The sequence below is a fragment of the Oscillibacter valericigenes genome (genome assembly GCF_016902445.1).
Taxonomy (GTDB): Bacteria; Bacillota; Clostridia; order Oscillospirales; family Oscillospiraceae; genus Oscillibacter; species Oscillibacter avistercoris.
Map to the genome: position 1 here is coordinate 433,786 of NZ_JACSNX010000001.1, position 23,955 is coordinate 457,740.

General features: G+C 63.2%; 22 protein-coding genes and 1 pseudogene. 14 read left to right on the forward strand and 9 right to left on the reverse strand.

What is annotated here, in order from left to right; genetic code table 11:
- Positions 1-89: 89 nt before the first annotated feature.
- The 3 genes from H9X91_RS02210 to H9X91_RS02220 form a co-directional block, all read right to left on the reverse strand.
- Positions 90-1,331, reverse strand: coding sequence for a threonine synthase (locus tag H9X91_RS02210; protein WP_204802039.1), 1,242 nt, complete (start codon positions 1,329-1,331; stop codon positions 90-92).
- A 69-nt stretch (positions 1,332-1,400) separates the two neighbouring features.
- Entirely contained in the window at positions 1,401-2,876 is a 1,476-nt protein-coding gene (locus H9X91_RS02215; protein WP_204802041.1) for a pyridoxal-phosphate dependent enzyme, read from the reverse strand.
- 2 nt (positions 2,877-2,878) lie between these two features.
- Positions 2,879-3,520 carry a helix-turn-helix transcriptional regulator gene (locus H9X91_RS02220; protein ID WP_295690536.1) on the reverse strand — a complete coding sequence of 214 codons (642 nt, stop codon included), beginning with the start codon at positions 3,518-3,520 and terminating at the stop codon, positions 2,879-2,881.
- Between the two features lie 227 nt (positions 3,521-3,747).
- On the opposite strand from H9X91_RS02220, the gene H9X91_RS02225 reads away from it, so the two are divergent.
- The 7 genes from H9X91_RS02225 to H9X91_RS02255 all read left to right on the forward strand — a co-directional run bounded on the left by H9X91_RS02225 (position 3,748) and on the right by H9X91_RS02255 (position 13,034).
- Entirely contained in the window at positions 3,748-5,160 is a 1,413-nt protein-coding gene (locus tag H9X91_RS02225; protein ID WP_204802043.1) for a YgeY family selenium metabolism-linked hydrolase, read from the forward strand.
- Between the two features lie 264 nt (positions 5,161-5,424).
- Positions 5,425-6,615, forward strand: coding sequence for a knotted carbamoyltransferase YgeW (gene ygeW / locus H9X91_RS02230; RefSeq protein WP_204802045.1), 1,191 nt, complete (start codon positions 5,425-5,427; stop codon positions 6,613-6,615).
- Positions 6,616-6,720: 105 nt separating this feature from the next.
- Positions 6,721-7,656 (forward strand): carbamate kinase, encoded by a 936-nt coding sequence (arcC, locus tag H9X91_RS02235; protein WP_204802047.1) that lies wholly within the window; start codon positions 6,721-6,723, stop codon positions 7,654-7,656.
- Between the two features lie 262 nt (positions 7,657-7,918).
- The gene (locus H9X91_RS02240) at positions 7,919-9,196 is read left to right on the forward strand and encodes a BMP family ABC transporter substrate-binding protein (RefSeq protein ID WP_204802049.1); all 1,278 of its coding nucleotides are present in this window, start codon (positions 7,919-7,921) and stop codon (positions 9,194-9,196) included.
- A gap of 180 nt (positions 9,197-9,376) precedes the next feature.
- A complete protein-coding gene (locus H9X91_RS02245) occupies positions 9,377-10,930 on the forward strand; it encodes an ABC transporter ATP-binding protein (protein ID WP_204802109.1) in 1,554 nt (517 codons plus the stop codon).
- A complete protein-coding gene (locus H9X91_RS02250; protein ID WP_204802051.1) occupies positions 10,927-12,036 on the forward strand; it encodes an ABC transporter permease in 1,110 nt (369 codons plus the stop codon). The genes H9X91_RS02245 and H9X91_RS02250 overlap by 4 nt, the downstream gene beginning before the upstream one ends.
- Positions 12,033-13,034 (forward strand): ABC transporter permease, encoded by a 1,002-nt coding sequence (locus H9X91_RS02255; protein WP_476739235.1) that lies wholly within the window; start codon positions 12,033-12,035, stop codon positions 13,032-13,034. Before H9X91_RS02250 ends, H9X91_RS02255 begins: the two co-directional genes overlap by 4 nt.
- Positions 13,035-13,096: 62 nt before the next feature.
- Here H9X91_RS02255 and folD read toward each other — a convergent pair whose 3' ends face one another.
- The 5 genes from folD to H9X91_RS02280 all read right to left on the reverse strand — a co-directional run bounded on the left by folD (position 13,097) and on the right by H9X91_RS02280 (position 18,631).
- Positions 13,097-13,942, reverse strand: a complete 846-nt coding sequence (gene folD, locus H9X91_RS02260; protein WP_204802053.1) for a bifunctional methylenetetrahydrofolate dehydrogenase/methenyltetrahydrofolate cyclohydrolase FolD — start codon at positions 13,940-13,942, stop codon at positions 13,097-13,099.
- Positions 13,926-14,954, reverse strand: a complete 1,029-nt coding sequence (gene lgt, locus H9X91_RS02265; RefSeq protein ID WP_243414379.1) for a prolipoprotein diacylglyceryl transferase — start codon at positions 14,952-14,954, stop codon at positions 13,926-13,928. Before lgt ends, folD begins: the two co-directional genes overlap by 17 nt.
- Positions 14,955-15,006: 52 nt before the next feature.
- The gene (yfmH, locus tag H9X91_RS02270) at positions 15,007-16,278 is read right to left on the reverse strand and encodes an EF-P 5-aminopentanol modification-associated protein YfmH (protein ID WP_204802057.1); all 1,272 of its coding nucleotides are present in this window, start codon (positions 16,276-16,278) and stop codon (positions 15,007-15,009) included.
- Entirely contained in the window at positions 16,275-17,543 is a 1,269-nt protein-coding gene (yfmF, locus tag H9X91_RS02275) for an EF-P 5-aminopentanol modification-associated protein YfmF (RefSeq protein WP_204802059.1), read from the reverse strand. The genes yfmH and yfmF overlap by 4 nt, the downstream gene beginning before the upstream one ends.
- A gap of 83 nt (positions 17,544-17,626) precedes the next feature.
- On the reverse strand, positions 17,627-18,631 hold the full coding sequence (locus H9X91_RS02280; protein WP_204802061.1) for a dipeptidase: 1,005 nt from the start codon (positions 18,629-18,631) through the stop codon (positions 17,627-17,629).
- Positions 18,632-18,818: 187 nt separating this feature from the next.
- Between H9X91_RS02280 and ylxM the strand changes: the two genes are divergently transcribed.
- The 7 genes from ylxM to trmD all read left to right on the forward strand — a co-directional run bounded on the left by ylxM (position 18,819) and on the right by trmD (position 23,776).
- The gene (gene ylxM, locus H9X91_RS02285; protein ID WP_204802063.1) at positions 18,819-19,184 is read left to right on the forward strand and encodes a YlxM family DNA-binding protein; all 366 of its coding nucleotides are present in this window, start codon (positions 18,819-18,821) and stop codon (positions 19,182-19,184) included.
- A 4-nt stretch (positions 19,185-19,188) separates the two neighbouring features.
- Positions 19,189-20,556: a signal recognition particle protein gene (gene ffh, locus H9X91_RS02290; protein WP_204802065.1), complete on the forward strand. Its 1,368-nt coding sequence runs from the start codon at positions 19,189-19,191 to the stop codon at positions 20,554-20,556.
- A 67-nt stretch (positions 20,557-20,623) separates the two neighbouring features.
- On the forward strand, positions 20,624-20,863 hold the full coding sequence (rpsP, locus tag H9X91_RS02295; protein ID WP_021749089.1) for a 30S ribosomal protein S16: 240 nt from the start codon (positions 20,624-20,626) through the stop codon (positions 20,861-20,863).
- A gap of 15 nt (positions 20,864-20,878) precedes the next feature.
- Positions 20,879-21,109, forward strand: coding sequence for a KH domain-containing protein (locus H9X91_RS02300; RefSeq protein ID WP_204802067.1), 231 nt, complete (start codon positions 20,879-20,881; stop codon positions 21,107-21,109).
- Between the two features lie 168 nt (positions 21,110-21,277).
- On the forward strand, positions 21,278-22,399 hold the full coding sequence (gene ytvI, locus H9X91_RS02305) for a sporulation integral membrane protein YtvI (protein WP_204802070.1): 1,122 nt from the start codon (positions 21,278-21,280) through the stop codon (positions 22,397-22,399).
- Positions 22,400-22,488: 89 nt separating this feature from the next.
- A complete protein-coding gene (gene rimM, locus H9X91_RS02310) occupies positions 22,489-22,995 on the forward strand; it encodes a ribosome maturation factor RimM (protein WP_204802072.1) in 507 nt (168 codons plus the stop codon).
- The gene (gene trmD / locus H9X91_RS02315; RefSeq protein WP_204802074.1) at positions 22,985-23,776 is read left to right on the forward strand and encodes a tRNA (guanosine(37)-N1)-methyltransferase TrmD; all 792 of its coding nucleotides are present in this window, start codon (positions 22,985-22,987) and stop codon (positions 23,774-23,776) included. The genes rimM and trmD overlap by 11 nt, the downstream gene beginning before the upstream one ends.
- A gap of 70 nt (positions 23,777-23,846) precedes the next feature.
- Here the strand turns inward: trmD and H9X91_RS14260 are convergent.
- Positions 23,847-23,955: pseudogene (locus H9X91_RS14260) on the reverse strand (electron transfer flavoprotein subunit alpha/FixB family protein); the annotation flags it as partial.

Genomic DNA, 23,955 nt, shown 5'->3' on the forward strand with positions numbered 1-23,955 from the left:
TTCACGGAAAGCGGGAGAGAAAGGTTGCAGATGGGGCGGATCTTTTTGCAAAAAAGCGCCCGGCGGTGTTCCGCCGGACGCCTTCCGTCTTATTCTACATGAATATCGTGTTCCGCGAAGGCCGCCAGCAGGCGGTCCATGTCGGAGGGGATGGAGATGGGCTCCCCGGCGGCCTTGATGGCGTTGGCCACATCCTTGAGGCCGTTGCCGGTGACCACGCTGACCACCGTGTCGTCCCTGCCGATGACGCCCTGCTCACAGAGCTTCTTCACGCCGGCGGTGCCGGTGACGCCGGCGGGCTCGCCGAACACGCCGCAGGTCCGGCCCAGCAGCTGCTGGGCGGCCATGATCTCCTCATCGGAGACGTTCACCACGATGCCGCCCGACTCCCGAATGGCCATCAGCGCCTTGTCCGCGTTCCGGGGCACCCCCACGGCGATGGAGTCCGCCAGGGTGTTCTCCTCCATGGGGTGCCAGGGCTTGTTCTCCGCAATGGCCCGGTTGATGGGGCAGCAGCCCTCCGCCTGAGCGGAGATCAGCCGGGGCAGGCGGTCGATGAAGCCGATGGCGTACAGGTCCTTCAGGCCCTTCCACAGGCCGGCGATGGTGCAGCCGTCGCCGACGCTGATGGCGATGTAGTCCGGCACCTGCCAGTCCAGCTGCTCCATGATCTCCAGGGACACGGTCTTCTTGCCCTCGGAAAGATAGGGGTTGATGGCGGCGTTGCGGTTGTACCAGCCCCAGCGGTCGATGGCCTGCTTGGAGAGTTCGAAGGTCTCCTCATAGCTGCCCTGGACGGAGATGACGGTGGCGCCGAAGGTCATCAGCTGGGCCACCTTGCCCTTAGGGGCACGGGAGGGGACGAAGATGTAGGTCTTGAGGCCCGCCGCTGCGGCGTTGCCCGCGAGGGACGAGGCGGCGTTGCCGGTGGAGGAGCAGGCGATGACCTTCGCCCCCGCCTCCCGGGCCTTGGCCACCGCCATGGCGCTGGCCCGGTCCTTCAAAGATGCGGTGGGGTTCTGGCCGTCGTCCTTCACCCAGAGCTGTTTCAGGCCCAGCTGCTCCGCCAGGCGGGGCTCCTCGTACAGGGGGCTCCAGCCCACCCGCAGGGGGGTGTTGGGCGTCTCCGGCTCCACCGGCAGCAGCTCCCGGTACCGCCACATGGTGTGGTCCTGCCGGGCCGCCAGCTTCTCACGGGTCAGCTGGGTCTTGATGTAGTCGTAGTCGTAGACGATGTCCAGAATGCCGCCGCACTCGCAGTTGGTCAGATCCGGCACCGCGTCATAGGTCTTGCCGCACTTGACGCATTTGCCGTACAGAACGTGTTTCATACGGTTTCCTCCTGTTTTCAGAAAACCGGGGCGAGGCCTTCGCCCCGCCCCAGAGGCGTTTGATCGGATTTACAGGTCTTTCAGCAGCCCGGTGGCCTCATTGAATTCGTTGATCAGGTCATCCAGGTCCCTGGCCTGGGCATGAACGGTGTCCCAGGTGCCCTCCGTGTCGTACCACAGGGCGTTCAGCTCCTCCACGGTGCGGCCCTGCTGCTCCACCCAGGTGTAATACTTCAGGTTGTGGACCCGCTTGCGGTCCGCATAGGTCAGCTCCTGCATGCTGTCCAGCTTCAGGCCCAGCATGTGCAGGGCGTGGTCCATGGCCGCCTCGTGGGCGTTGTAGGCGCCGTGCTGGTCGTTCAGCTCCTGGATGCGGCTCTGGTACATGACGGCGGAGTCCGTCAGGACGGTGCCCACCACGTCGCGCTCCGTGAACTCGTAGTACTTGGCCATCTTGATGCAGCACAGCACGTTGGCGATGCCGCTGATGCCCAGCCAGGTGAGCTTCTCGATCAGCTCGTCGTCCAGGTGGAGCTCGTTCTTCAGATACGCCTGGCCCTCCGGGGTGTTGAACAGGCGCAGCAGCCGCTGGCTGTCCTCGTCGTCGATGTCGATGACCATGTCGGTGTTCTTCACGTTGTGGATCCAGGGGATGTGCTTGTCGCCGATGCCCTCGATCCGGTGGCCGCCGAAGCCGTTTTCCAGAATGGTGGGGCACTGGAGGGCCTCGCCCACCGCCAGCTTCAGGCAGGGGTACTTCTCCTTCAGCAGGTCGCCGGCGGACATGGTGCCGGCGGAGCCGGAGGTGAAGGCGGCGCCGGCGAACCGGTCACCGGGGCGCTTGACGGCCTCGAACACGTCCGCCAGGGCGTTGCCGGTGACATTGTAGTGCCACAGGGGGTTGCCCATCTCCTCGAACTGGTTGAAGATCATGTACTGGGGATCCCGCTTCAGCTCGTTGGTCTTGTCGAAGATCTCCTTCACGTTGGACTCGCAGCCGGGGGTGGCGATGACCTCGGCGCCGATCTCATGGAGCCAGTCGAACCGCTCCTGGCTCATCTCCGCCGGCAGGATGGCCACGCCCTGGGCCCCCAGCAGCCGGGAGTTGAAGGCGCCGCCGCGGCAGTAGTTGCCAGTGGAGGGCCACACAGCCTTGTGCTTCTCCACGTCGAACTGGCCGGTCACCAGCCGGGGCGCCAGGCAGCCGAAGGAGGCGCCCACCTTGTGGCAGCCGGTGGGGAACCATTTGCCCACCATGGCGATGATCCGGCAGGGCACGCCGGTGAGGGCCGGGGGCAGCTCGATGTAGTTGGGCACGGCCTGGAACAGTCCGCCGCTCTCCTTGGCCTCGTTCTTCCAGGTGATGCGGAACAGGTTCAGGGGGTCCACGTCCCACAGGCCCACCGTCTTCAGCTTCTCCTGGATCTTCTCCGGAATGGTCTCCGGGTGCTGCATCTGGGCAATGGTGGGGATGATGATGTGATTTTCCTTCGCCTTGCGGAGATTGTGCTCCAGGCCTTCCTTGTTGATGGTCAGATCGATCATGCTTACTTACCCTCCTGTTGTTTCGAGTCGATATAGGAATACAGCGTGTACTTGGAGATGCCGAAATACTTGGCGATCTTGTCGCCGGACTTTGTCACCAGGAATGCGCCGTTCTCACTGAGGAAGCGGATCGCCTTCACCTTGTCGTCCTTGTTCATCAGGGCCACGGGCTTGCCCACCAGGGCCACCGACTGGGCGATCAGCTCCTCCAGCAGATCGTTGACGTTGACGATCTTCTCCGGCTCCTCCTGCTGGGGCTCGCCGGTGGAGATCAGGTCGTGGACCGCGCTCTCCACCATCAGCAGCTTGGAGATGTCATAGTTGATGGCCAGGATGGCGGAGACCTTGCCCTTGCTGTTGCGGATATAGACCGTGGAGGACTTGAGGATCTTGCCGTCCGGCGTCCGGGTCAGATAACAGAGGTGGTCCCGGGGCTCCGGGTCGTTGGTCTCCAGCTGCTCCATCACCACGTGGGAGGCGCCGTCCCCCACCTTCCGGCCGGAGACGTGGCCGTTCTCGATGGCCACGATGGTGTGGTCCGGGTGGCGGCTCAGGTCGTGGACCACCACCTCGCAGTCGGAGCCAAACTGCGCGGCGATCCCCGCCGCCACCTGCTTGAGCAGATTCAGTTTCCCGCTTTCGATGTGCTTCACCCTCCCTTCGCGGAGCGATCTTACGCAGGATGTTCCTATTCCTTTGATAAAAATATCATACCATAGTTTTTCATAAAATCAACCGGATTCAAAAAAATTTTTAGGTTTTCTCATTTTTTGTTTGACATCCTGTTTTCTTATGCTATGATAGGGATAGGTAAGCCAATCCGTGATGTGGAAGCAACAGGATTTCAGACATTGACATGGAGGTCAGGGATATGGATTTTGAAGCGATCAAAGCGGCCGCACAGGGCTATCAGGCGGACATGACCCGGTTCCTGCGGGAGATGATCTCCCACCCCAGCGAGAGCTGTGAGGAGAAGGAGGTCGTCCACTGCATCAAGGCGGAGATGGAGAAGCTGGGCTATGACAAGGTGGAGATCGACGGCCTGGGCAACGTCATCGGCTGGATGGGCGACGGCGACAAGATCATCGCCTTCGACTCCCACATCGACACCGTGGGCATCGGCAACATCAGCAACTGGGACGCCGACCCCTATCAGGGCTATGAGGACGACGCCGTCATCTACGGCCGGGGCGGCAGCGATCAGGAGGGCGGCATGGCCTCCGCCGTGTACGGCGCCAAGATCATGAAGGATCTGGGCCTGATCCCCGCCGGCTACAAGATCATGGTGGTGGGCTCCGTCCAGGAAGAGGACTGCGACGGCATGTGCTGGCAGTACATCGTCAACAAGGACTTCCAGGGCCAGGAGGACGCCCGCAGCAAGATCGAGTTCGTGGTGTCCACCGAGCCCACCGACGGCGGCATCTACCGGGGCCACCGGGGCCGGATGGAGATCCGGGTGGACGTGAAGGGCGTCAGCTGCCATGGCAGCGCCCCGGAGCGGGGCGACAACGCCATCTACAAGATGGCTGACATCCTGCAGGACGTCCGCGCCCTGAACGAGAGCGGCGACGGCCCCTCCAACCGGGTGAAGGGCCTGGTGAAGATGCTGAACCCCGAGTTCAACCCCGAGCACTATGAGGACGCCCAGTTCCTGGGCCGGGGCACCTGCACCGTCAGCCAGATCTTCTACACCTCTCCCTCCCGCTGCGCCGTGGCGGACTCCTGCGCCATCTCCATCGACCGGCGCATGACCGCCGGCGAGACCTGGGACTCCTGCCTGGAGGAGATCCGGCAACTGCCCAGCGTGCAGAAGTACGGCGACGACGTGAAGGTCAGCATGTACATGTACGACCGGCCCGCCTGGACCGGCGAGGTCTATGAGACCGAGTGCTTCTTCCCCACCTGGATCAACAAAGAGAGCGCCGCCCATGTCCAGGCGCTGGTGGACGCCCATCACGCCCTGTGGGGCGACAAGCGCATCGGCCACGCCGACGCGGACCCCAAGCGGGACGCCATGCACCTGCGGGAGGGCCGTCCCCTCACCGACAAGTGGACGTTCTCCACCAACTGCGTGTCCATCCAGGGCCGGTACGGCATCCCCTGCGTGGGCTTCGGCCCCGGCGCCGAGTCTCAGGCCCATGCCCCCAATGAGATCACCTGGAAGCAGGATCTGGTGACCTGCGCCGCCCTGTACGCCGCCGTTCCGGGCCTCTATAAGCCGGAGAACAAGACCGCCGACGCCACGGAATTCCGGCAGAGCCTGACGGATAACGATATCCGGTGAGTTTCGAAGGGGGACTGCGTCCCCCCTCGACCTCCCCCCTCACCAGTCTGCGGACTGGTGTGTGCGCCCCAAGGGCGCACGGGTCAAGGGATTTTCGCCACGTACACGCCTCGGCGAAAATGATTTGACTTTCTTGATTTGCCCGCGGCAAATCAACCGGAAAAAACCTGCGGTTTTTTCCTGGCCCTTTTTCCTTGCGCTGCGGCGGAATGGGGCGTGACTGCTATACCTTTACAATTACACATATTACAAGGAGTGCTGAATATGTCCAAGACCATTGAGCTGGCCAAGCATCTGGAAAAGCTGCACATCAACAATATGTACAAGTCCGACTTCTACTGGACCTGGGACAAGACCGACGAGGAGCTGGAGGCCATCTTCACCGTGGCCGACGCCCTGCGGGACCTGCGGGAGCGGAACAAGTCCACCCGGATCTTTGACTCCGGCCTGGGCATCTCCATCTTCCGGGACAACTCCACCCGCACCCGGTTCTCCTTCGCCTCCGCCTGCAACCTGCTGGGCCTGACCGTCCAGGACCTGGACGAGAAGAAGAGCCAGATCGCCCACGGCGAGACCGTCCGGGAGACCGCCAACATGGTGTCCTTCATGGCCGACGTCATCGGCATCCGGGACGATATGTTCATCGGCGAGGGCCACAAGTACCAGAAGACCTTCATGGACGCCGTGAAGGAGGGCTACCGGGACGGCATCCTGGAGCAGCAGCCCACCCTGGTGAACCTCCAGTGCGACGTGGACCACCCCACCCAGTGCATGGCGGACATGCTGCACATCATCCACGAGTTCGGCAGCGTGGAGAACCTGAAGGGCAAGAAGATCGCCATGACCTGGGCCTACTCCCCCAGCTACGGTAAGCCCCTGTCCGTGCCCCAGGGCGTCATCGGCCTGATGACCCGGTTCGGCATGGACGTGGTGCTGGCCCATCCCGAGGGCTATGACGTGATGCCCGAGGTGGAGGAGATCGCCAAGAAGAACGCCGCGGCCACCGGCGGAAGCTACAAGAAGGTCTCCACCATGGAAGAGGCCTTCGACGGCGCCGACATCGTCTATCCCAAGAGCTGGGCCCCCTTCGCCGCCATGGAGCAGCGGACGAAGCTGTATCAGGCCGGCGACCAGGCGGGCATCGACGCCCTGGAGAAGCAGCTGCTGGCCCAGAACGCCCAGCACAAGAACTGGACCTGCTCCGAGGACATGATGAAGCGGACGAAGAACGGCAAGGCCCTGTACCTCCACTGCCTGCCCGCCGACATCACCGGCCTCTCCTGCCCGGAGGGCGAGGTGGACAACTCCGTGTTCGACCGGTACCTGGTGCCCCTGTACAAGGAGGCCAGCTACAAGCCCTATATCATTGCGGCCATGATCATGATGAGCAAGGTGAAGGACCCTGTCTCCGCGCTGATGGCCCTGGATCAGGGCGGCAAGCGGAAGCTGTTCTGAGCGTTTTCAAAATTTCAGGTTTTGGCGGGAATAGCGCAGGCATTCCCGCCAAAACTATCTGACAGGTTCCACCACTATCATTTGTGAAGAAGGGATACACCAACTATGGGTAAACGTATCGTCATCGCCCTGGGCGGCAACGCCCTGGGCAACAACCTGCCGGAGCAGATGGCCGCCGTGAAGCACACCGCCCGTGCCATCGTGGATCTGATCGAGGAGGGGCACCAGGTGGTGGTGGCCCACGGCAACGGCCCCCAGGTGGGCATGATCAACGTGGCCATGACCACCCTCTCCCGGGAAGATCCCTCCCACCCCATGGCCCCCATGTCCGTCTGCACTGCCATGAGCCAGGGGTATATCGGCTATGACCTGCAGAACTCCCTGCGGGAGGAGCTGCTGAACCGCGGCATCCAGAAGCCGGTGGCCACCGTCCTCACCCAGGTGGAGGTGGATCCGGCGGATCCGGCCTTCCAGAACCCCTCCAAGCCCATCGGCACGTTCATGACCGAAAAGGAGGCTGAGGAGATGCGCCGCCGGGGCAACTGCGTCATGGAGGACGCGGGCCGGGGCTGGCGCCGCTGCGTGGCCTCCCCCAAGCCCAAGGCCATTGTGGAGATCGAGACCATCCGGACGCTGATGGACGCGGGCCAGGTGGTCATCGGCTGCGGCGGCGGCGGCATCCCCGTCTACCGGACGGAGGGCAACCACCTGAAGGGCGCCGGCGCCGTCATCGACAAGGACTTCGCCTCCGAGCTGCTGGCGGAGAGCCTGGACGCGGACGCCCTCATCATCCTCACCGCCGTGGAGAAGGTGGCCATCAACTTCGGAAAGCCCAACCAGACCTGGCTGGACCGCCTGCCGCCGGCGGAGGCCCGGCGGTATGAGGACGAAGGCCAGTTCGCCCCCGGCTCCATGCTGCCCAAGGTCCAGGCCGCCGTGAAGTTCGCCGAATCCAAGCCCGGCCGCACGGCCCTCATCACCCTGCTGGAGAAGGCCAAGGACGGCATCGCCGGCAAGACCGGCACCTCTGTTGCCATGTAAGATCCAAAATAGGTCAATCTGTCAGTTTTTTACAAGGAGAGCGGAAAACTCGCTCTCCTTGTTTGTATTTTTTTCGTTTTGTTTGTGCAGGCTGTCAAAGGTTGACCTATTTCGTGCGGCATTTTTTTGGTCCAAACAACTAAAAAAAGTAAAAATTCGGTTGAATTTTCCCGTTCGACCCTGTATGATGTCAATAGAGGGAGCGCATTCCCCGTTTGTCTCTTGCAGCGATCCACATTATTATTTTAAGGAGGAAAGCAGAATGAAGAAGTTATTGGCCCTGCTGCTGGCTCTGGTCATGTCCTTGAGCCTTGCGGCCTGCGGCGGCTCCGACGAGGAGACACCGTCCGACACGACTGATGAGGGTTCCGGCGCCGAAGAGACTGCCGGCATTGCGGCGGAGGATCTCCAGATCGGCCTGATCTGCATCCACGATGAGAACTCCGGCTATGACCTGGCCCATATCGACGGCCTGCGGGGCGCCTGCGAGGCCCTCGGCATCGGCGAGAATCAGATCACCATGCGGATCAACATCCCCGAGTCCCAGGAGTGCTATGACGCCGCCACCCAGCTGGCCGATGCGGGCTGCGACATCATTTTCTCCGACTCTTACGGTCACCAGAGCTACATGGCCCTGGCCGCCCAGGATTATCCCGACGTCACCTTCGTGGCCTGCACCGGCGACCAGGCTGCTGTGGCCGGCATCCCCAACCTGAAGAACATCTTCCCCTACACCTATGAATCCCGCTATGTCTCCGGCGTGGTGGCCGGCGTCAAGCTCAAGGAGATGATGGACAACGGCGAGGTCACCGACCCCTACATCGGCTATGTGGGCGCCTATCCCTATGCCGAGGTGGTCTGCGGCTACACCGCTTTCCTGCTGGGCATCCAGTCCCAGGTGCCCGAGGCCCACATGGACGTGCAGTACACCAACAGCTGGTATGATCTGACCGCCGAGGCCGAGGCCGCCAACGCGCTGATGGCCCGGGGCTGCGTCATCATCGGCCAGCATGCCGACTCCACCGGTGCCCCCTCCGCAGTCCAGTCTGCCCGGGAGGCCGGCACCAATGCCTACAGTGTGGGCTACAACATCGACATGCTGTCCGTGGCACCTGAGGCCGCGCTGACCTCCGCCCAGAACAACTGGTCCGTGCTGTACCAGGCCACTCTGCAGCACATGCTGGACGGCACGGAGATCCCCGCCGACTACGCCACCGGCCACGCCGACGGCGCCGTCATGATCTCCACCCTGGGCGACAGCTGCGCCGAGGGCACTCAGGAGGCAGTAGACGCTGCCTGGGCCGGCATCGACGACGGCAGCCTGAAGGTGTTCGACACCTCCAAGTTCACCGTGGGCGGCGCTCCGGTGGAGAGCTACACCTTCAACTCCTCCATCGTGGACTTCACCACCGGCAACACCATCTACGAGGGTCAGGAGTATGAGACCATCGTGGACGGTGCCTTCCAGGAGTCTGTGTTCCGCGCCGCGCCGTACTTTGACATCCGGATCGACGGCATCACCGAACTCAATCCGAGCTGACGGACCGGGAGCTCCCGTTGTCAGTTTCAAGATCATCCACTGCCAATGGGGGGCTTTGCAAAGCCCCCCATTGACATACGGCGGAGGACCTGCGCCCATCCGCCTCCGCCGGGACATGTGCCGCCCCCTTCTGAGGGCGCGGACCAAGAAAGGGTGAACAAATTGCAAAACGCGGTAGAAATGCGCGGCGTGACCAAGACCTTCGGCTCCGTCATCGCCAACGACCGGATCGACCTGGACATCCGCCAGGGGGAGATCCTCTCCCTGCTGGGGGAAAACGGCAGCGGAAAGACTACGCTGATGAACATGCTCTCCGGCATCTACTTCCCCGACAGCGGAGAGATCACCGTCCGGGGCCAGCCGGTCACCATCCGCTCTCCCAAGGACGCCTTCGACCTGGGGATCGGCATGATCCATCAGCACTTCAAACTGGTGGATGTGCTCACCGCCTCGGAAAACATCGTCCTGGGCCTGAAGGAAAAGGGCCGGCTGAATCTGCGGGAGGTCTCCGCCAGAGTGCGGGAGATCTGCGGGAAATACGGTTTTTCCATCGACCCGGACAAAAAGATCTACGACATGTCCGTCTCGGAAAAGCAGACGGTGGAGATCGTAAAGGTCCTCTACCGTGGGGCCGACATTCTGATCCTGGATGAGCCCACCGCCGTGCTGACGCCTCAGGAGACGGACCGCCTGTTCGACGTTCTGCGGAACATGCGCAAGGACGGGAAATCCATCGTCATCATCACCCACAAGCTCCATGAGGTCATGGCCATCTCCGACCGGGTAGCCGTGCTGCGCAAGGGCGTGTTTGTGGGAGAGGTCTCCACCAGCGAGACCGATCCGCAGAAGCTGACGGACATGATGGTGGGGCACGCGGTGACACTGAACATCAACCGCCCCCTGGTGGAACCCCGCCCCCTGCGGCTGGAGGTGAAGGACCTGACCGTCCTGACGCCGGAGGGCGTCCGGGCGCTGGACCAGGTGTCCTTCCAGGCCTTCGGCGGTGAGATCCTGGGGGTGGCAGGCATCTCCGGCAGCGGCCAGAAGGAGCTGTTGGAGGCCATCGCCGGCCTGCAGACCGCGCAGCCGGGCTCTCACGTGATCTATCACCCCCCCACGCCGGACGAAGCCATTGCCGGCGCCCATGTGCCGGTGGCTCCGGACGGCGAGGAGCTGCTGGGCAAAAATCCCCGGCAGATCCACAGGATCGGCGTGTCCATGGCCTTTGTGCCGGAGGACCGGCTGGGCATGGGCCTGGTGGGCTCCATGGGCATGGCGGACAACATGATGCTGAAGACCTACCGCTCCGGCCGGGGTCCCCTGCTGAACCGCAAGCCGCCCCGGGCCCTTGCGGAGAAGGTGAAGCAGGAGCTGGACGTGCTGACGCCCAGCATCAATACCCCGGTCCGCCGGCTCTCCGGCGGCAATGTGCAGAAGGTGCTGGTGGGCCGTGAGATCGCCCAGGAGCCCTCTGTGCTGATGACGGCCTACGCTGTCCGGGGCCTGGACATCAACACCTCCTACACCATCTACAACCTTCTGACCGAGGAGAAGAAGAAGGGCGTGGCTGTCATCTTCGTGGGCGAGGACCTGGACGTGCTGCTGGAGCTGTGCGACCGGATCCTGGTCCTCTGCGCAGGCCACGTCAACGGCATCGTGGACGGCCGGACCGCCACCAAGGAGGAGGTCGGCCTGATGATGACCAATCTCAGGAAGGAGGCGGCCGGCGTATGAGCGCACCCGTGACCCAACACGAGCCCGCTGTCCGAATCGTCAAGCGGGACAGCATCCCCACCTGGAAGGCCTGGTGCATCCGCCTTCTGGCAGTGGTGCTGGCCCTGCTGCTCAGCGGTCTGTTCATCTTTGCCGTCACCCATCTGAATCCCGTGGCGGTGTACCAGGGTATGTTCGAGGGGGCCTTCGGCTCTGAGCGCAACACCTGGGTGACGATCCGCGACGCCATGATGCTCCTGTGCGTCGGTGTGGGCCTGGCCCCTGCCTTTAAGATGCGATTCTGGAACATCGGCGCCGAGGGGCAGATCCTGGTGGGCGGCATCCTCACCGCCGGACTGATGATCCATCTGGGATATACCTTCTCCACCCCCATCCTGCTCTGCATCATGGCCCTGGCCAGCATTGCGGCCGGCGCGCTCTGGGGCCTGATCCCCGCCATCTTCAAAGCCCGCTGGGGGACCAACGAGACGCTGTTCACCCTGATGATGAACTATGTGGCCATCCAGCTGACCAGCTACTGCGTGGCCCTGTGGGAAAATCCCGCCGGCTCCAACACTGTAGGCATCATCAACATGCAGACCCGGGCCGGCTGGTTCCCCAAGATCCTGGGCCAGGACTGCATGCTCAATGTGATCCTGGTGATGACCCTGACCGTCGGCATGTTCCTCTATCTCAAATACACCAAGCAGGGCTACGAGATCGCCGTGGTGGGCGAGAGCGCCAACACCGCCCGCTACGCCGGCATCAAGCTCAGCCGGGTCTACATCCGCACCATGGCCATCTCCGGCGCCATCTGCGGCCTGGCGGGATTCATCTCTGTGGCGGGCGCGGGCCACACCATCTCCGTGGACACCGCCGGCGGCCGGGGCTTTACCGCCATTATCGTGGCCTGGCTGGCCAAGTTCAACACCTTCGTGATGATCCTGATCGCCTTCCTTCTGGCGTTTCTGGAAAAAGGCGCCATCGAGATCGCCTCTCAGTTCAATCTGAACAACGACGCCTCCAACATCATCACCGGCATCATCCTGTTCTGCATCATCGGAAGTGAATTCTTCATCAACTACAAATTGGTGTTCCACCGCAGAAAGGAGGCGGCCGGCAAATGAGCATGACCCAATTCGTCTCTCTGTTCCAGGCGGCCATCGTCTTCGGCACGGTGATCCTGTACGGCGCCATGGGAGAGATCCTGACGGAGAAGAGCGGCAACCTGAATCTGGGCGTCCCCGGCATCATGTACCTGGGCGGCATCGCAGGTCTGGCGGCCTCCTTCTTCTATGAGCTGAACAATCCCGCCCCCAACCCGGCGGTCTGCCTGCTGCTGAGCTTTCTGGCCGCCTTTGCAGCTGCGGCGCTGGGCGGGCTGCTCTTCAGCTTCCTGACCATCACCCTCCGCGCCAATCAGAATGTGACGGGTCTTGCCATCACCATCTTCGGCGGGGGCGTGGCCAACTTCTTCGGCGGCAGCCTGAATACCCTGGCCGGCGGCGTGGGGCAGATCTCCGTGGCCGCCACCAGCGCGGTGTACCGCGCCAAGATCCCCGGCCTCAGTTCCCTTGCCATCGGTGATTTCCCGCTGGGCAACCTGCTGTTCGGCTACGGGTTCATGGCCTATCTGGCCATTGCGGTAGCCATTGTCCTGTGGTATTTCCTCACCCGCACCCGGGCGGGCCTGAATCTGCGGTCTGTGGGTGAGAACCCCGCCACCGCCGACGCCGCGGGCATCAATGTCACCCGGTATCAGTACCTGGCCACCTGCATCGGCGCCGGGATCTCCGGCCTGGGCGGTCTGTACTATACCATGGACTACATCAAGGGCACCTGGGGCAATGACGGCACCATCGAGTCCCTGGGCTGGCTGGCCCTGGCTCTGGTGATCTTCTCCGTGTGGAGGCCCCTGAACACCATCTGGGGCTCCTATCTCTTCGGCGCGCTGACCTGGCTGTACTTCTACATCCCGAATCTGACCCGAAAGGATATGGAGCTGTTCAAGATGCTGCCGTATCTGGTGACCATCGCTGTGCTGATCCTCATCAGCACCCGGAAAAAGCGGGAAAACCAGCCTCCGGCCCATTTGGGCCTCTCCTACTTCCGGGAGGAGCGATAGGCCGTCTCCCCGCATGGAAAACGAGCGCCGCGGCGTTTGCCGCGGCGCTCGTTCTGTCTGTTTCAGATCTCCGCCTGGTGCCTGCGGGCGGCTGCGAGGATGTTGCGCATCAGCATGGCCCGGGTCATGGGGCCCACACCGCCGGGCACCGGGGTGATGCAGGCGGCCCTGGGCTCCACCGCCTCGTAGTCCACATCGCCGCAGAGCTTGCCCGCCTCGTTGCGATTCATGGCCACGTCGATGACCACGGCTCCCTCCTTCACCATGTCCGCGGTGATCAGGCCCACACGGCCCACGGCGGACACCAGGATGTCCGCCTGCCGGGTAATGGCTGCCAGATCCGGCGTTCTGGAGTGGCAAACCGTCACCGTGCCGTCCTGCTGGAGCAGCAGCATGGCCATAGGCTTGCCCACGATGTTGCTGCGGCCCAGCACCACACACCGCTTTCCGCGGACGGAGATGCCATACTCCCGCAGCATCTCCATGACGCCCGCAGGGGTGCAGGGCAGGAACACCGGGTCGCCGATCATCAGCCGCCCCACATTGTAGGGGTGGAAGCAGTCCACATCCTTATCCGGTGCAATGGCATTCAGCACGGCATCCTCGTCCAGATGGGCCGGCAGGGGCAGCTGGCACAGAATACCGTCTACCTGCGGGTCCCGGTTCAGCTCTTCGATCAGTCCCAGCAGCGTCTCCTGGGCGGTATCCTCCGGCAGAGCATGCTCAAAACTCCTGAAGCCGCACTCGGCGCAGTCCCGCTCTTTCCCGTTCACATACACCCGGGAGGCAGGGTCATTCCCCACCAGGATCACCGCCAGACCGGGGCGGCGGGACAGCTGCTCCGCCTCCACGGCGACCTCCTCCTTGACCTTGGCGGCCAGGGCCTTTCCGTCAATGCGCGTTGCCATCCGGTTCCTCCCGTTCTTCGTTCTGGGTCTCGGCGGGCTGCGGCTCCTCTTCCAGGGGCCCCTGTGCCTCCTCCGCCTCGCCGGCGGCATCTGCCGGAGCGAGCGGCTCTTCTGCGCCCGGCTCCGCAGCGGCCGCTTTCGCCGCGGCAGCCGCCGCCACCTGATTCACCAGCAGCTCATCCCGGGAGTGCTTTTTGATCCGGATGTTGTAGAACAGCATCACGGCGGCGGTGACGGCCAGCAGCAGGCTCAGCGCCTGGGACACCCGGATGGGCTCCCCCATGAAGGTCCAGTCAAAGAGATACAGGCTGTCCGTCCGCAGTCCCTCGATCCAGAAGCGGCCCAGGCCATACCACAGGAAGTAGAACCAGGTGTTCTCCCCGTCGAACCGGCGGGCTCTGGAGACCACGAACAAAATCAGCAGCAGACCGATCAGGTTCCACAGGCTCTCATAGAAGAAGGTGGGATGGACCTCGATCGACTGATACTGGCTGACCCACAGGCGCATCCGCCAGGGCAGGGTGGTCTCGGCGCCGAAGGCCTCCCGGTTGATGAAATTGGCCCAGCGGCCGATGCACTGGCCCAGCAGCAGCCCCATCACCGCCAGATCCGTCATGGCGCCCAGCTTGATCTTCTTGTGCCGGGTGTAGAAAAACGCCACGATGGCGCCGGCGATGACCGCACCGTAGATGGCCAGGCCGCCGTCCCAGACCGCCACCATCTCGCCCCAGTTCAGGCTGCCGTCGGCATTCCGATAGAGGTCCAGATAGAAGATCACATAGTACAGCCGGGCGCCGATGATGCAGCTGGGCACCGCCCACAGCACCATGTCCAGCACGTTGTCCTCTGTCAGGCCGTACCGCTTAGACTGCTTCAGGCACAGCAGCAGGCCCGCCAGCAGTCCGATGGCCAGAATGATGCCGTACCAGTACACGCCGTGTCCGATGTGGATGGCAATGGGATCCGGATTGAACTCCCAGTCGCCGAAAAGCCCAGGAAAACTGATGGGCATGTCCTGTAACGCTCTCAAATAGGGTTCCCCCTCTTTCTTGTATGTCTTGGATTCAGCGCTCCCGGGGCACGATCTCGCTGAGAACGGCCCGGTCCGCCGTCAGATTGTCCCGCAGGAAGGCGGCCACATCCTCTTTCGTGATGGAGTCGAACACCTGTGGGAACCGGAAGGGATCATAGCCGTGGAAATACCCCTCCGTCAGCGTGACGGCGATGTTTTCAAAGGAATTCAGTCCCCGGAGGTTGGAGCCGAAGGACGCCCGGCGCACCCGCTGGTAGTAGTCCTCGTCGATGCCGTTCGCCGCCAGGCGCTCCGCCTCCTTCTGAATCTCCGCCGCAGCCCGGCGGGCGTCCTTGCTGTCGCCGCCGGCGTAGAGATACGCCACGCCCGGCATCATCTCAAAGGCGCCGCCGAAGCTGGTGTTGATGAGCCCTTCCTCATAGAGCCGCTGATACAGGGGGCTGGAGTCCCCCAGCAGGATGTCGCAGGCCATATCCCCGATGACAGCCGCGCGGAGGTAGTCCTCCCCATCCGCCGCAGGGGCGCACTTGTAGGCCGTCAGGAACTGTGGGGCGGAGACCTCCATGGCCATACGGGTCTCCTTCTCCGCCACCTGGGGCGGCTCCTGGCCGTAGTCCCGGGGGATCACCGGACCGCCCTCCCGGGGCAGGATCCGCCGGGCCAGGTCCGCCACATGGATCGGGTCCACGTTGCCCACCACCGTCAGGATCATGTTGGAGGGGGTGTAGAAGGCCTTGTGGCAGTCGTACAGCGTCTCCGCCGTGATGTGGGAGATGCTCTCCACCGTGCCGGCGATGGAGGTCCGGGCGGTGCTCTTCTGGTACAGGGCCTGCATCATCCGGGTGTAGAGCTGCCAGTCGGGATTGTCCTCGATCATGCGGATCTCCTGGCCGATGATGCCCTGCTCCTTGGCCACGCTCTCCTCTGTGAAATAGGGGATGGAGACGAAGGACAGCAGGATCTCCAGGTTCTCCTCAAAGTGCTCCGTGGAGTCGAAGTAATAGCCGGTCATGGCGTTGGAGGTGAAGGCGTTGGGCTCCGCGCCGTTTTTCGCCAGCTCCTGGAGGGCGTTGCCCTCCTTGGTGTCGAACATCTTGTGCTCCAGGTAGTGGGCGATGCCCGCCGGGGTGTCCAGCCACTTGCCGTCCAGACAGAAGCGGGTGTCCATCCCGCCATAGCGGGTGGCGAAGAAGGCGTACTTCTTGGCGTGCTCCGGCTTGGGGACCACGCAGATCTGCAGGCCGTTGGGCAGCACCTCCCGGTAGACGGACTCGCCGACCCGCTCGTAATACGTCTGCTTCATTCCGCACCCTCCTTTCCCTTCAGGAAGTACACCGTGTCCAGGGAGACGGTCTGCATGGCGTCGAAGATCCGCTCCGCCGTCACCTGCCGCACCTGCTCCGCCAGCAGCTCCGGCGTGTCCTCCTGTCCGGTGGCCGCCTGGCCCAGATAGAAGTTCTCCAGCTTGCCCTGGGAATCTCCCATGGAGGCGTAGGCGTTCAGCAGGGTGCTGCGGGCGCCCTCCAGCTCCCAGTCCTCCAGGCGGCCGGCCTGCACGGCGGCCAGCTGGGCCATGATCTCGTCATAGGCCTTCTGGTAGTTCTGGAACTCGATGCCGGAGGAGACGGTGATGATCCGCTTCTGCCGGTGGTAGTTGGAGGAGGCGTAGTAGCACAGGGACAGCTTCTCCCGCACGTTCAAAAACAGCTTGGAGTTGCTGCTGCCGCCGAAGAGGGTGTTGCCCATCAGGACAGCGGCGCGGTCATCGCTGCCGCAGGCGAAGCCCATGCCCAGCTTGCCCTGGGTCACGTCCATGGCCTCCTCCACCCGCTTCACCTCAGCCCGGGCCGGATGGGGCTCGGCGACAGCGATGTCCCGGATCCCGTCCCGGGGCAGGGTGGCAAAGGCGGCGGCCAGGGCCTGCCGCACCCGCTCCAGGGGCGCGCTGCCGCAGTAGAACAGCTCCAGCCGGGCGGTGGAGAGCAGCTCCCCGTACAGGGCGTGGAGCTTTTTCATCTGGAGCTTCTCTGCGCTCTCCTCATCGCCCAGACGGCTGATGCCGTAGGGCTCTTCGCCGCACATCTCCTGCAGCAGGCGGGCGTAGGCATACTCCCGCTTGTCGTTCACCTGGCTACGGATGGCGTCGATCAGGTTGGTCTTCTCCCCCTCAAAATAGGCGGACACAAAGCGCCCCCGCTCGGTCACCGGGTCGCACAGCAGTTCTCCCAGCAGCTCCGCCACCGGCTCCAGCAGCTGCTCCCCGCCGGGGATATAGCTGTCGTCGATGAAGCTGGCTACGAAGCCCACGCACTGGTTCTCCCCCTGCTTGCGGACCGTGTAATCCACAGAGGCGCCGTACAGCCGGTCCAGCTGGGCGGACAGAGCGCCCAGGTCCGGGTACCGCACCGTGCCCCGGCGCAGGATGGCCGGCAGCAGCGCGCAGGCGGAGGCTGTCTCCCGCCGCAGGGGGGTGACGAACTGGGCCGAGAGCAGGCTGGTCTTGAACTTTCTGGCCGGCAGATAGGTGAGATACACCCCATTGGCCAGCTGGGTCCTGATTCTTTCCAAAGTCTCAACTCCTTTGCGGAACGTCCGGCATTCCTTTCTCGGACGCAATACAAGAGGTATTATAGTATATCCTGGCATATAATTCAAATTCTATTTTGTGAATTTCCCTTTCTGTCCAGGATCTGTCTCAGCACCCGCAGGAAATTGTCCCGGGCGATCATCTCCCGTTCCTGCCGGCTCATGCCCAGCTGCTCCAGCCAGTAGAAGAGGTTCTGGATGTGGGCGGCGCTCTCCAGGCCCTCCGCCCCCTCGTTGCCGGGGCCCATGAACTCGCAGAAATCAAAGCCGCAGCCCACGTGCTCCACCCCCATGACCTCCGCCATATGGGCCGCGTGGAGGGCCAGGGTCCTGGCAGTCTGCTGCCGGGGCTCATCGTGGACGAAGCCGTGGAAGGCATTGAGCCCCACCACGCCGCCGGTGTCCCGGATGGCCCGCAGCTGGTCGTCCGTCAGATTCCGGGGCACCCCGCACAGGGCGCGGCAGTTGGAGTGGGAGGCGATCACAGGCCCGGCGGCCAGGTCCACCACATCCCAGAAGCCGCCGTCATTCAGGTGGGACACATCCACCGCCATCCCCAGCTCCCCCATCCGGCGCACGGCCCGACGGCCCGCCTCCGTCAGCCCCACCTGAGGATCACCCCCGGCGCCTGCTGCCAGGGCGTTGGACTCATTCCAGGTGAGCATCCCCAGCCGGACGCCCTGGCCGTAGTACCAGTCCACGCCCCGGGGATCCGCTCCGACGGCCGACATGCCCTCCACTGCCAGAAAAGCGTAGAGCTGTCCCGCGGCCCTGGCCGCCTCCGCCTCGGCCACCGTGCGGACCGGACGGATCCGGCCGCACTCCCGCAGCTCCGCCCGGGCACAGGCGAACATCTGATGGGTGCGGCCCAGATAGGCCTCCGGATCTCTCCAGGCGGTGTCCTTCCAGAAGGTCTCCCGGGGCCCGCTGGCCCAGACGGCCAGCACCAGCCCCTCCACGCCGCCCCGCCGCAGCCGGTCCAGATGGAGGCGGGCCAGCACCTGATGCTCCCCCAGCAGCCGCCGCCGGGTCACGTCGTACAGCAGGTCGGAATGTGCGTCGAATACCATACGTTCCCTCCGTTCTGTTTGCTCCTCTCCAGCATATGCGCACCTCCGGAGATCCGCAAGCCATTTCTGATGGAGACGGGCAATTTTTTCCGGATTTCTTTCGTTTTTCCCCTTGACTTTTCCGCCAAAATCCTGTAAACTATTTCTCGTTGTAAAGGGATACAGCTTTACAGAAATGAGGGAGTTCATGAAAAATCAGACGTATCGCATGACCATGCTCTTCGATTTTTACGGCGAACTCCTCACCGAGCGGCAGAAGGAATTCTTCGACCTCTACTACAACGAGGACCTGTCCCTGGCTGAGATCGCGGAAAACGCCGGCATCTCCCGTCAGGGCGTCCGGGACGTGATCGTCCGGGCAGAGGGCGTCATGCAGGAGGTGGAGGACAAGACCGGCCTGATCCGCCGCTTCGAGCAGATGCGGGGACATTTGCAGGCCATCGAGGACGCTGCCGCCGAGCTGAAGACCATCAACTACCGCCAGTATGAGGATCCCCGGCTGACCGAGCTGGCGGACCTGATCCACGCGGAAGCCACCGCTTTGAAGGAATGATCGCATGGCATTTGAAGGGCTCACCGAAAAACTGAACGCAACATTCAAAAAGCTGCGGGGCAAGGGCCGCCTGTCTGAAAATGACGTACGGGAGGCCATGCGGGAGGTCCGCCTGGCCCTGCTGGAGGCCGATGTGGGCTACAAGGTGGTCAAGGAGTTCGTGGCCTCCGTCACTGAGCGGGCCGTGGGCTCCGACGTGCTGGACAGCCTGACTCCCGCCCAGCAGGTCATCAAGATCGTCAACGAGGAGCTGACAAAGCTCATGGGCGGCGGCACCGCCAAGATCGCCATGGCCAACAGCGGCCCCACCGTTGTGATGATGGTGGGCCTCCAGGGCGCCGGTAAGACCACCACCACCGCCAAGCTGGCGGGGCTGATGCGCCGGCAGCTTGGCAAGCGGCCGCTGCTGGCGGCCTGCGACGTGTACCGCCCCGCCGCCATCGAACAGCTGAAGGTGGTGGGCGGCCAGCTGGACCTGCCGGTGTTCGAGCAGGGACAGGGGGATCCGGTACAGATCGCGGAGAACGCCATCCGCCACGCCCGGGACCACGGCAACGACATGGTGTTTCTGGACACTGCCGGCCGTCTCCACGTGGACGAGGCGCTGATGGACGAGCTGAAGCGGATGAAGGCCGCCGTCCGTCCCAACGAGATTTTGCTGGTGGTGGACGCCATGACCGGCCAGGACGCTGTCAACGCCGCCTCCGCCTTTGACGAGGCGCTGGGCATCGACGGCGTGGTGCTGACCAAGCTGGACGGCGACGCCCGGGGCGGCGCCGCCCTCTCCATCCGGGCCTCCACCGGCAAGCCCATCAAGTTCGTGGGCACCGGCGAGAAGCTGGATATGATCGAGCCCTTCCATCCGGACCGGATGGCCTCCCGGATCTTAGGGATGGGCGACATGCTGTCCTTCATTGAGAAGGCCCAGCAGACCTACGACGAAAAGCAGGCCGCCAAGCTGGAGGAGAAGCTCCGCAAAAACCGCCTGACGCTGCAGGACTACTACGAACAGCTGCAGCAGCTGCGGAACATGGGCGACCTGAGCCAGATCGCCGGCATGATGCCCGGCGCCCTGGGCCGGCAGATGGCCGGCGCCACCATTGACGACAAGGCCCTGGCCCACACAGAGGCCATCATCCTCTCCATGACCCCGCTGGAGCGGGAGAACCCCCAGATCCTGAACGCCAGCCGGAAAAAGCGCATTGCCGCCGGCTGCGGCCTGGAAGTGGTGGACGTGAACCGGCTGCTGAAGCAGTTCGACATGATGCAGCAGATCACCAAGCAGATGACCCGGGGCCGGCTCTCCAAAATGGGAGGCGGCGGCATGGGCGGCCGGATGCACGGCTTCGGCCGGAAAAAGCGGCTGAAATAACAGACAGGATATAAGTGCTACGCATTTATAGATACAATTTTGACTTTACTTTTGGAGGTAACAAATCATGGTGAAAATCAGACTGCGCCGGCTCGGCGCCAAGAAGGCTCCCTTCTACCGCGTTGTGGTGGCGGATTCCCGCTTCCCCCGCGACGGCCGCTTCATCGAGGAGATCGGCACCTACAATCCCTGCGTCTCCCCCGCTGAGATCAAGATCGACACCGAGCGTGCCCAGGCCTGGATCAAGTCCGGCGCTCAGCCCACCGACACCGTCAGAGCTCTGCTGAAAAAAGTAGAAGTCCTCTGATCCGGAGGATCGGGCATGAAAGAGTTGCTGCTCTACATCGCCAGAAACCTTGTGGATGATCCGGAGGCCGTGTCCGTCACAGAGGTGGAGGGTCCTCAGGAACTGACGCTGGAGCTGCGCGTCGCCCCCGATGACATGGGGAAGGTCATCGGCCGGCAGGGCCGCATCGCCAAGGAGATCCGGACTGTGATCCGGGCTTACGCCCAGCGCACCGGCCAGAAGGTTTCCGTGGATATTGTAGATTGACCCAATGATCCGGCGGATCCCCATCCGCCGGAACTGGAAGGAGGGTGCCCGCCGGCCCCTCCTTCTGTGGTTTCTGCTGTCGAACGGCCGGCGCCCGGCGCCTGCTGTTCCACGCCCCGTTCTCTTACCACACCCTGTCCCGGCGGCCGTGGGATTGGAGGCCCTCTGGTGTCAACGGAAAAAAAGAAAAAATTCATCATCGACACGGCCTACCTTGCGCTGGTCCTGGCGCTGGGCTATGTGTCGCTGCAATTCGTGCTGCCCCTGCTGATGCCCTTTGTCCTGGCGTTTCTGATCGCCTATATGCTGCGCCGGCCCATCCGCTTTTTCTCCCGGGTATTCCATGTGCCCAAGGGTCTGGCGGCAGTGCTGCTGGTGGTGCTGACCTATGGAGCCATCGGTCTGCTGCTGGCGCTGGCAGGCATCCGCATCACTGCCACCATCGCTTCGCTGGTGCAGCAGATCCCCTCCATTTACAACAACTATATCCTCCCGGACCTCACCGATCTCTTCACCTGGCTGGAGGATCTGCTGGCGAGGCTGGACCCGTCTTTGATGTCCGCACTGGAAGAGCTGCAGACCCAGCTGCTCAACATGCTGTGGCAGTTGGTATCCAGCCTTTCCGGGCTGCTGATGGGCGGCGTGTCCTTCGCCACCTCTTTGGCCACCTCCCTGCCGGGCTTTCTGATCCGGGTCCTGCTGATGGTCATCTCCACCTTTTTCATCGCCATCGATTATGAGAAGATCGTCAAATTTGTCCTGGGCTGCCTGCGGGGGCACACACGGGACGTCATTCTTCAGATCAAATCCTATGTGGTGGGAACCTTGTTCGTCTGCATCCGCTCCTATGCGCTCATCATGTTCATTACATTCGTTGAGCTGTCCATCGGATTGAGCGTCATCCGAGTGGAACGGGCCATGCTGGTAGCTCTGCTGATCGCCATCTTCGACATTCTTCCGGTCCTGGGCACCGGCGGCATCATGATCCCCTGGGCCATCCTCACGGCGCTGGGCGGGAATGTGCCCCGCGCCCTGGCACTGCTGGTGGTGTATGTCATCATCACCATCATCCGCAACATCATCGAGCCCCGGATCGTCGGCAAGCAGATCGGCCTGCATCCGGTGCTGACACTGATGAGCATGTTCGTGGGCACCCACCTGTTCGGCGTGGTAGGCCTGTTCGGCCTGCCCATCCTGCTGTCTCTGCTGCGGTATCTCAATGACAACGGGACCATCTCCCTGTTCCCCGCCTCCGCCCTGGATGGACCGGGCCTGGGAAGGACAAGCTGATCCAAGATCCAAACAGGCGGGGCATCGGTCCCGCCTGTCCGCTGTCCGGGCCGCACCCGGCCGGCTTATTTTGCCAAAGGAGCGCTCTTATGAGATTGGAAACCATCAAGATCGGCCGCATCGTCAACGCCCACGGCATCCGGGGCGAGGTGCGGGTGCAGCCGGACGGGCAGGACCCGGCCTTTCTCACCCGCTTCAAGACCTTCTACCTGGATGGCGCGCCGGTGACCCCCACCGCCAACCATGTCCACAAGTCCCTGGTGCTGATGAAATTCCCCGGCGTGGATGACATGAATGCGGCCCTTGCCCTGAAGGGCAAGGACCTGTACATCCGCCGGTCGGACGCCAAACTGCCGGAGGGCGCCTGTTTTGACGCGGAGCTGCTGGGCATGGCCGTCTATGACGCCGCCACCGGGGAGGCCCTGGGCAAGATCGTCCAGGTAGATCCCTATCCGGCCCACAAGGTCTACACCGTCAGGGGCGCCCGGGAGTATCTGATCCCGGCGGTGCCGGAGGTGTTCATCAAGTCCGTGGATCTGGACGCCGACCGGATGGAGGTCCACGTCTGGGAGGGGATGGCCGCCGATGAGAATTGACATCATGACGCTGTTCCCGGACTCCCTGGACGCCATGCTGAACGTCAGCATCCTGGGCCGGGCCCAGCAGCGGGGCTATATTGCCATCCAGAGCCACCAGATCCGCCAGTACACCACCAACAAGCAGATGCAGGTGGACGACTATCCCTACGGCGGCGGCCGGGGCGCCATCATGCAGGCAGACCCCCTGTACCGCTGCTGGAGCCACATCGTGGAGACCTACGGTCCCGGCCGGACCATCTTCCTGTCCCCCTGCGGCCGGACCTTCACCCAATCAGTGGCCCGGGAGCTGAAGGAGCGCTATGACCACCTGATCCTGGTCTGCGGCCACTATGAAGGGGTGGATCAGCGGTTCCTGGACGCGTGCGTGGACGAGGAGATCAGCATGGGGGACTTCGTCCTCACCGGCGGAGAGATCCCCGCCATGGCGGTGACAGACGCGGTGTGCCGCATGGTGCCCGGCGTCCTGCCGGACGCGGAGTGTTTTGAGGAGGAGTCCCACTGGAACGGCTTGCTGGAGTATCCCCAGTACTCCCGTCCGGCGGAGTGGCACGGCCGCCAGGTGCCGGAGATCCTGCTGTCCGGTGACCACGGCAAGGTGGCCGCCTGGCGGAAAAAGGAGAGCTACAAGCGCACCATGGAGCGGCGGCCCGACCTGTTTGCCCGGTTCGACGAGTCCCAGCTCACCACCAAGGCGGAGAAAAAGATCCTGGCAGAGGCCAAAGCCGAATTTGCAGCGGAGCACCCGGCGTGCGGGGACGCCGAGAGCGCCGGGACCTGACTTCCGGAACGATAAACACGAAAAAGGGCCGCATGGACTTTCGTCCATGCGGCCCTTTTGGGATAGTCTCTTACTTCGCAGCCTTGGCGGCCTTGATGGCCTCGATCAGCAGCGGGGTGACCTTGAACAGGTCGCCGCAGATGCCGTAGTCGGCGATCTCGAAGATGGGAGCGGTGTCG

Excerpts from the sequence above, each read along its gene's own strand:
- H9X91_RS02255 (WP_476739235.1), top strand. The coding sequence starts at position 12,033 with ATGAGCATGACCCAATTCGTCTCTCTGTTCCAGGCGGCCATCGTCTTC.
- yfmH (WP_204802057.1), bottom strand. The coding sequence starts at position 16,278 with ATGAAGCAGACGTATTACGAGCGGGTCGGCGAGTCCGTCTACCGGGAG.
- H9X91_RS02215 (WP_204802041.1), bottom strand. The coding sequence starts at position 2,876 with ATGATCGATCTGACCATCAACAAGGAAGGCCTGGAGCACAATCTCCGC.
- trmD (WP_204802074.1), top strand. The coding sequence starts at position 22,985 with ATGAGAATTGACATCATGACGCTGTTCCCGGACTCCCTGGACGCCATG.
- ylxM (WP_204802063.1), top strand. The coding sequence starts at position 18,819 with ATGAAAAATCAGACGTATCGCATGACCATGCTCTTCGATTTTTACGGC.
- H9X91_RS02225 (WP_204802043.1), top strand. The coding sequence starts at position 3,748 with ATGGATTTTGAAGCGATCAAAGCGGCCGCACAGGGCTATCAGGCGGAC.
- arcC (WP_204802047.1), top strand. The coding sequence starts at position 6,721 with ATGGGTAAACGTATCGTCATCGCCCTGGGCGGCAACGCCCTGGGCAAC.
- ffh (WP_204802065.1), top strand. The coding sequence starts at position 19,189 with ATGGCATTTGAAGGGCTCACCGAAAAACTGAACGCAACATTCAAAAAG.
- ygeW (WP_204802045.1), top strand. The coding sequence starts at position 5,425 with ATGTCCAAGACCATTGAGCTGGCCAAGCATCTGGAAAAGCTGCACATC.
- H9X91_RS02280 (WP_204802061.1), bottom strand. The coding sequence starts at position 18,631 with ATGGTATTCGACGCACATTCCGACCTGCTGTACGACGTGACCCGGCGG.
- H9X91_RS02240 (WP_204802049.1), top strand. The coding sequence starts at position 7,919 with ATGAAGAAGTTATTGGCCCTGCTGCTGGCTCTGGTCATGTCCTTGAGC.
- H9X91_RS02245 (WP_204802109.1), top strand. The coding sequence starts at position 9,377 with ATGCGCGGCGTGACCAAGACCTTCGGCTCCGTCATCGCCAACGACCGG.
- lgt (WP_243414379.1), bottom strand. The coding sequence starts at position 14,954 with ATGCCCATCAGTTTTCCTGGGCTTTTCGGCGACTGGGAGTTCAATCCG.
- folD (WP_204802053.1), bottom strand. The coding sequence starts at position 13,942 with ATGGCAACGCGCATTGACGGAAAGGCCCTGGCCGCCAAGGTCAAGGAG.
- H9X91_RS02210 (WP_204802039.1), bottom strand. The coding sequence starts at position 1,331 with ATGAAACACGTTCTGTACGGCAAATGCGTCAAGTGCGGCAAGACCTAT.
- rpsP (WP_021749089.1), top strand. The coding sequence starts at position 20,624 with ATGGTGAAAATCAGACTGCGCCGGCTCGGCGCCAAGAAGGCTCCCTTC.
- H9X91_RS02250 (WP_204802051.1), top strand. The coding sequence starts at position 10,927 with ATGAGCGCACCCGTGACCCAACACGAGCCCGCTGTCCGAATCGTCAAG.
- H9X91_RS02300 (WP_204802067.1), top strand. The coding sequence starts at position 20,879 with ATGAAAGAGTTGCTGCTCTACATCGCCAGAAACCTTGTGGATGATCCG.
- rimM (WP_204802072.1), top strand. The coding sequence starts at position 22,489 with ATGAGATTGGAAACCATCAAGATCGGCCGCATCGTCAACGCCCACGGC.